Origin of the sequence: Myxococcus guangdongensis (assembly GCF_024198255.1) — a bacterium.
Lineage (GTDB): Bacteria > Myxococcota > Myxococcia > Myxococcales > Myxococcaceae > Myxococcus > Myxococcus guangdongensis.
This window is the reverse complement of sequence record NZ_JAJVKW010000037.1, coordinates 1-7663: the sequence shown is the minus strand read 5'-3', so window position 1 is coordinate 7663 and position 7663 is coordinate 1. Positions and strand designations below refer to the sequence as shown.

Here is a 7663-nt window from a genome sequence, read left to right as displayed (position 1 = left end):
TGAAGGCGAGGCGCTCAGCGGGGTAGTTGGGGTCGAGAGCGACGTAGAAGGCGCCGGCCTTGAGGGTGGCGAGGACGGCGACAGCCATGTCGAGGGACTTGTCGAGGCAGATGCCGACGGCGCTGCCAGGAGAGACCCCGAGTGCGAGCAGGTGGTGTGCGAGCTGATTCGCGCGTGCGTCGAGCGCGGAGTAGGTGAGCGAGCGAGTGCCGTCGGAGAGCGCGATGGCATCCGGCGTACGGCGCACCTGGGCCTCCACCGGGCCATGCATCGTCGTGAGGGTGTGCGACTCGCCCGACGTGTCATTCCAGGTGACGAGGATCTGCTGACGCTCCTGCGCATCGAGCATCGGCAGTCGCCAGATGGACTGGCTGGGGTCGCGGACGGCGGACTGCAACAGTCGCTGCAGGTGCGCGCCCATCCGCATGGCCGTGGCCGGAGTGAACAGGTCGGTGTTGAACTCGAGCAGACCGCTGATGTCGTCGCCGTGGTCCGCGAGCAGCAGTGACAGGTCGAACTTGGCGCTGCCGTGGGTGACGGCCATGGGGCTCGGTGTGGGAGCCGGCTCCTCGCGACGGGCCTCGCCACGACCCTGACGGGGCGTGTTCTGCAGCGCGAGCATCACCTGGAACAGCGGAGAACGGCTCAGGTCACGCTCGGGCTTCAGCTCATCGACGAGCTTCTCGAACGGCACGTCCTGATGCGCGTAGGCACCGAGCGTCGTCTCCTTGAGCTGAGCGAGCAGCTCGCGGAACGACATCGTCCCGGTCAGCCGCGCACGCAGGGCGAGCGTGTTGGCGAAGAACCCGACGATGCCCTCCAGCTCCGTCTGCTGCCGGTTGGCGATGGGCGAGCCGACGACGATGTCGTCCTGCCCAGAGTACCTCGCCATCAACGTGTGGAACGCGGCGAGCAGCACCATGAACGGAGTGACGCCCTCGCGCTTGCACAGCGCACGCAGAGACTCGGTCAGCTCGGTGCTCAGGTGGACGGGCAGGGTCGCGCCGACATGGGTCTGAACGGGCGGCCGCGGTCGGTCTGTGGGCAGCTCGAGCGCATGCGGAGCGCCCCCAAGCTGCTGTCTCCACCACGCGAGCTGCTGCTCCAGCGCTTCGTCTCGCAGCCAGCCGCGCTGCCACAGCGCGTAGTCCGCGTACTGGAACTCCAGCGGCGCGAGCGGAGACGGACGTCCCTGCGAGAACGCTTCATAGAGCGCGCCCACTTCGCGCAGCAGGATGCCGTTGGACCAACCGTCCGAGACGATGTGGTGCACCGTGACGAGGAGCACGTGGCTGCCTTCCGTCACGCGCAACAGGGACGCGCGCAGCAGCGGCGAGTTCGTCAGGCTGAACGGCTTGCCGGACTCCTCGGAGGTCAGCCGCCCCACTTCCGCTTCCAACTCAGGACCCGTCAGGTGTCGCAGGTCGATGACGGGGACCGACAGCTCCGCGTGCGGATGGATGACCTGGACAGCGGTGCCGTCCTCTTGCACGTGGAACGAGGTGCGCAGCGCCTCGTGTCGCTGCACCAACTCCTGGAGTGCCCGCTCCAGCGCGGCCGTATCCAGGTGGCCATCGAGCACCTTGCCCGAGTGGATGTTGTAGGAGGCGTTGTTGGGCTCCAGCCTGTCGAGGAACCACAGTCGCTGCTGAGCGAAGGACAGCGGCAGCGGTCCGGTGCGAGGCGCCGCAACCAGCGGAGGCCGCGTGTTGGACGGGCCCTCACTCAGTGCCACCTCGACCCGCTGCGCGAGCTCGCCAATGGTCGGCGCTTCGATGAGCGCGCGCAGGGGCAGCTCGACCTGGAAGGCCTTGCGGATGCGGGAGACGACCTGGGTGGCGAGGAGGGAGTGGCCACCCAGGGAGAAGAAGTCATCGGAGACGCTGACGGAGTCGAGGTGGAGGACCTCGGCCCAGATGGAGGCGAGGAGCGTCTCGGTGGGGTTGCGAGGGGCGAGGAAGGAGTCAGAGGGCCCGGAGTCGGGAGCGGGGAGGGCCTTCCTGTCGAGCTTGCCGTGGGTGTTGAGAGGCAGAGCGTCCAGGGCGACGAAGGCCGAGGGCACCATGTACTCGGGGAGGTTGCGAAGCAGCTGGGTGCGGAGGGCGGAGGTGTCGACGTCAGCGGGGGTGACGTAGGCGACGAGGCGCTTGAGTCCGGGGACGTCCTCACGGACGAGTGCAGCGGCGTGGTGGACGGAAGGAAGGGCTTCGAGAGCGGCCTCGACTTCACCCAACTCAATGCGGAAGCCGCGCAGCTTCACCTGGAAGTCGATGCGACCGAGGTACTCGAGGTGTCCGTGAGGCAGCCAGCGAGCCTTGTCGCCGGTGCGGTAGAGGCGAGAGCCGGGGATGTCGGAGAAGGGGTTGGGGATGAAGCGCTCAGCGGTGAGGTCCGGGCGAGCGAGGTAGCCGCGAGCGACACCGTCACCGCCGACGAAGAGCTCTCCAGGGACACCAATAGGAGCGGGCAGGAGGGAGGCGTCGAGGATGAAGGTGGAGACGTTGAGGAGAGGCGGGCCGAGAGCAGGGCGGGACGCGGAGGTAATGGGGAGGGCGGTGGCGTCGACGGTGGTTTCGGTGGGGCCGTAGACGTTGAAGGCGCGAAGGGAGGGAGAGGAGGAGAGAGTCGCCCAGAGGGAGTCGTCGATGGACTCACCGCCGATGAGGACGCGAAGAGGGCGAGGAGAAGAAGCGAGGCCCTCGTCGAGGAGGAGGCGGAGGTGGGAGGGGGCGCAGTCGAGGACGTCGAGGTGGTGACGCGCCAGCCAGGAGAGAAGGAGGGGGACGTCTTCGCGAGCGGCCTGAGGGACGAAGCAGAGGGCGTGTCCGAGGGCGAGGAAGACGAGCTGCTTGACGGAGGCGTCGAAGGAGAGAGGGGCGTTGAGGGAGATGCGCAGAGGGCGCTGGACGTCGGAGTAGACGGAGGAAGAGAGGGCGTGGAGGAGATTCACCACGGAGGAGTGGTGGATGAGGACGCCCTTGGGCCTGCCGGTGGAGCCGGAGGTGTAGATGACGTAGGCGGCGTGGGAGGGCAGCGAGACGCGGGATGGATTGGAGTCCGGGAGCGCCGCGAGGGAGTCACGCAGTGAGGAGTCGTCGAGGCACAGGGGCGAGGAGACGCCGGTGTCGAGACGAGGCAGGAGGTGGGACTGGGTGAGGACGAAGGGAGCGCCGGAGTCCTGGAGCATGAAGGCCAGGCGCTCGCGGGGGTAGGCGGAGTCGAGAGGGACGTAGGCGGCGCCGGCCTTGAGGATGGCGAGGAGGGCGACGAGGGCGTCGACGGAGCGCTCGAGGCAGAAGGCGACACGGACTTCGGGCTCGACGCCACGAGAGCGCAGCAGGTGAGCGAGCTGATTGGCGCGCTGGTTGAGGGCGGAGAAGGAGAGGGAGGAGGAGTCGTCGAGGACGGCGAGGGAGTCAGGCGTGAGAGCGGCCTGTGCCTCGAAGAGCTCGTGGAAGGCGCCCTTCCAGGGCAGCTCGCGACGCGTCGAGTTCCAGTCGACGAGCACACGGCGGCGCTCCTCGGCGGACAGCATCGGCAGCTCCCCCACGAGCGTGTCGGGGGCGTTGATGGCCGCCTCCAGCAGCGTGTGCAGGTGCCCCACCCAACGCTCGATGGTCGCGTCGTCGAACAGGTCCACCCGGTAGCTGAGCCCACCGGCCAGACCGTCCGGCGTCTGCGACAACGTGAGCGTGAGGTCGAACTTCGTCGTCTGGTGGTCCTGCGCGAACGGCTCCAGGTGCAGCGGCGGGCTGTCCGCGTTCGGGCTCGCCACGGTGCGGCTCGCGACCGGGATGTTCTGGAGCGACAGCATCACCTGGAAGAGCGGCGTGTGGCTCAGGCTGCGCTGGGGCTTCAGCTCCTCGACGAGCTTCTCGAAGGGCACGTCCTGGTGTTCGTAGGCCGCGAGCGTCGTGGCCCGGACCTGGGCGAGCAGCTCGCGGAAGCGCAAGCCCGGACGCACCCGGGTGCGCAACACGAGGGTGTTCACGAAGAAGCCGATGAGGCCCTCGGTCTCCGTCCGCGTGCGGCCCGCGATGGGCGAGCCCACCGCGATGTCGTCCTGCCCCGAGTAGCGCGAGAGGAGGACCTGCCACACGGCGAGCAGCGCCATGAACGGCGTGGCGCCTTCCTGGCGGCAGAGGACGGCCAGTCGCTCCGTCAGCTCCCCCGACAAACGAACGGGACGCGAAGCCCCGCGCGGATTGCGGACGGGAGGACGCGGCTTGTCCGTCGGCAGCTCCAGCAGCGGCGGCAGCTCACCGAGCTGCTGCCTCCAATAGGCGAGCTGCTGCTCCAGCACGTCGCCCTTCAGCCACGAGCGCTGCCACGCGGCGAAGTCCGCGTACTGGATGGGCAGCGGCGCCAGCCGTGCCTCGCCGCCCATGGAGAACGCCTCGTACAGGGACGCGAGCTCCTGGATGAGCACGCCCATCGACCAGCCGTCCGAGACGGCATGGTGCACGGTGACCAGCAGCACATGCTCGTCGGCGGCGAGGCGCAGCAACATGGCACGCAGAACCGGCCCTCGCGCCAGGTCGAACGGACGCTGAGCCTCCTCGGTGGCGAGGCGCACGGCGCGCTCCTCGCGCTCCTCGGTGGGCAGGATGCCCAGCTCCACGATGGGCAGCGCGAACGCTCCCGCGGGATGGATGACCTGGATGGGCTCACCGTCGCGCGCGAGGAACGTGGTGCGCAGGGATTCGTGACGCTCGACGAGCGCGGTGAAGGCGCGCTCCAGCGCGGCGACGTTCAGGGTGCCGCGAAGCCTCAGCGCCGAGGGGATGTTGTACGCGGAGCTGCCGGGCTCGAGCTGGTCCACCAGCCAGAGTCGCTGCTGCGCGAAGGACAGCGGCAGCTCCCCCGTGCGAGGCGCGGGCACCAACGGCGGCGCCTGCGTCCCGGACTCGCCCCTCACGGCCAGGATTCGCGAGGCCAGGGCGGAGACGGACGACGCCTCGAACAGCGCGCGCAAGGGCAGCTCGACCTCGAAGGCCCTCCGGACGCGCGAGACCACCTGCGTCGCGAGCAGCGAGTGTCCACCCAGCTCGAAGAAGTCGTCGGCGACGCTCACCTTGTCGAGGCGCAGGACGTCCGCCCAGATGGCCGCGAGCAGCTCCTCGGTGGGGTTGCGCGGCGGGACGAAGGTGGACGTGGCGAGGGTGTCGGGCGCCGGCAGGGCCTTCCTGTCGAGCTTCGCGTTGGCGGTCAGCGGGAAGGCCGCCAGCGGGATGAGGAACGACGGGAGCATGAACTCGGGCAGCCGCTGCTTGAGGAAGGTGCGCAGGGCCGTCGGGTCGACAGGCGAGGACGCGGTGAAGTACGCCGTGAGGCGCTTGTCCCCGGGCACGTCCTCACGGATGAGCGCGAGGGCTCCCGTGATGGCGTCGTACGCACGGAGCGCGGCTTCGATCTCCGCCAGCTCGATGCGGAAGCCGCGCAGCTTCACCTGCGAGTCGGCGCGGCCCTGGAAGTCGAGGTTGCCATCCGCGCGCCAGCGGACCAGGTCTCCCGTGCGGTAGAGGCGCGCGCCCGGCGACGCGGAGAACGGATCGGGAACGAACCGCTCGGCCGTGAGGTCTGGGCGGAGCAGGTAGCCGCGAGCGAGTCCCTCGCCACCGATGAAGAGCTCTCCGGTGACCCCCGGCGCCACGGGCTGGAACGAGGCGTCCAGGACGAGGAGCCGGGTCCCCTGGATGGGCCGGCCGATGGGCAGCGTGGCGCCGATGTCCTCGGCGCGCGTGACGGTGAAGGTGGTGGCGAAGACGGTGGACTCGGTGGGGCCGTAGGCGTTGGTGACCTGCGTGCCCCAGGCCGCCAGGGCCTTGCGTGCGTGGACCGGGGAGACCACGTCACCGCCGGTGAGGACGTGCTGAACCGTGCTCAGGCCTGGGAGCCCCGCGTCCGCGAGCTGTGAGAACAGACCGCTGGTGGCCCACAGCGTGGACACGCCGTGCCGCGAGACCGTGAGTTCGATCTCCTCCAGGGACAGCGTGTGGGGCGGCGGCACCACGAGCCGTGCGCCGTGCAGCAGTGCGCCCCAGATTTCGAGCGTCGAGGCGTCGAACGAGATGGGCGCCAGCAGGACGTGGGTCTGCTGGGGACCGAAGCGCGCGTACGTCGCGCCGACGAGTGTGCGCAGCACGGCGGCGTGAGGCGTCCCCACGCCCTTGGGCCGGCCGGTGGAGCCGGAGGTGAAGTCGACGTAGGCGAGCGACTCCGGAAGGGCCAGGGACGGCAGGGGTCCAGACGACTGTGCGGAGGTGTCGGTCTCGTCGAGGAGCAGCGTGGTGACGTCGTCGGTCGGAAGCTTGGAGACCAGTGCGCGCGAGGTGAGGAGGAGCCGCGGCTGCGTGTCCTCCAGCATGGCGATGAGGCGGTGCGACGGATAGGACGCGTCGAGCGGGACGTAGGCCGCGCCCGCCTTGACGATGGCGAGCAGGGCGATGACCAGCTCGAAAGAACGCTCCAGGGAGAGCGCGACGCGGTCATCGGTGGTGACGCCGTGGTGGCGCAGGAGCCGGGCGAGCTGGTTGGAGCGCTCGTCGAGCTGCCGGTACGTGAGCGTCGTGTCGCCGAAGACCAGGGCGGGGGCGTCGGGCGCGAGCGCCACGGCGCGTGCGAAGGCCTCGGGAATCGTGGACTCGGCGGTGGTGCTCAGCGGCGCCGAGGCCCAGGCGACGAGGACCTGCTGGCGCTCGTCCTCCGTGAGCATGGCGTGCGCTGAGATCGGCGCGTCGAGGTGGGTGACGATGGACTCGACGAGGCGCTCGAAGTGTCGAGCCATGCGCTCGGCGGTGGCGCGCTCGAACAGGTCGGTGTTGAAGCTGAGTCCGCCGAAGAACCCGTCGGGGGCCTCGACGAGGCTGAGCTGGAGCTCGAACTTCGAGGTGCCGCCGCTGATGTCCACCGGGCTCAGGGAGAGCTCGTGCGTCTCGACACCCGAGGCCGGCGTGTTCTGGAGGACGAAGAGGACCTGGAACAGCGGGCTGCGACTCATGTCGCGCGTGGGCTGCAGCTCCTCGACGAGGCGCTCGAAGGGGATGTCCTGGTGCGCGTAGGCACCGAGCGCCGCTTCCTTCACCTGTCGCAGCAGGTGCGGGAAGGACGCGCGTGCGTCGATGCGGGAGCGCAGGACGAGCGTGTTGACGAAGAAGCCGATGAGCCCCTCGAGCTCCGAGCGGTGACGGCCCGCGATGGGCGAGCCGACGGCGATGTCGTCCTGGCCCGAGTAGCGGGAGAGCAGGAGCTGCCACACGGCGAGCAGCGCCATGAAGGGCGTGGCCCTCTCCTGTTGGCACAGGCGCTTGAGCTTCTCCGCGGTCGCGAGCGGGATGCTGATGTGCGCCGCGTCGCCCGACGACGTCTGGACGGCCGGACGCGGCTTGTCCAGGGGCAGCTCGAGCGTCGTGAGGTCCGCGAGCTGGTGGCGCCAGTAGTCGATTTGAGCGTCGAGGACAGGGCCCTGGAGCCAGGAGCGCTGCCAGACGGAGAAGTCGGCGTACTGGATGGAGAGAGGAGCGAGGGGAGAGGGCTTGCCGTGTGAGAAGGCGTCGTAGAGGGCAGCGACCTCCTGGATGAGGACCCCCATGGACCAACCGTCGGAGACGATGTGGTGCATGTTGAGGGCGAGGACGTGCTCGGTGTCGCTGAGCTCCAGGAG

1 protein-coding gene is annotated in these 7663 nt (G+C 69.4%); it reads right to left on the bottom strand.

Annotation, left to right across the window (positions count from 1 at the left end; genetic code table 11):
* On the bottom strand, positions 1–7663 hold a 7663-nt coding region (locus tag LXT21_RS44525; protein ID WP_254044362.1), incomplete at both ends, for a non-ribosomal peptide synthetase.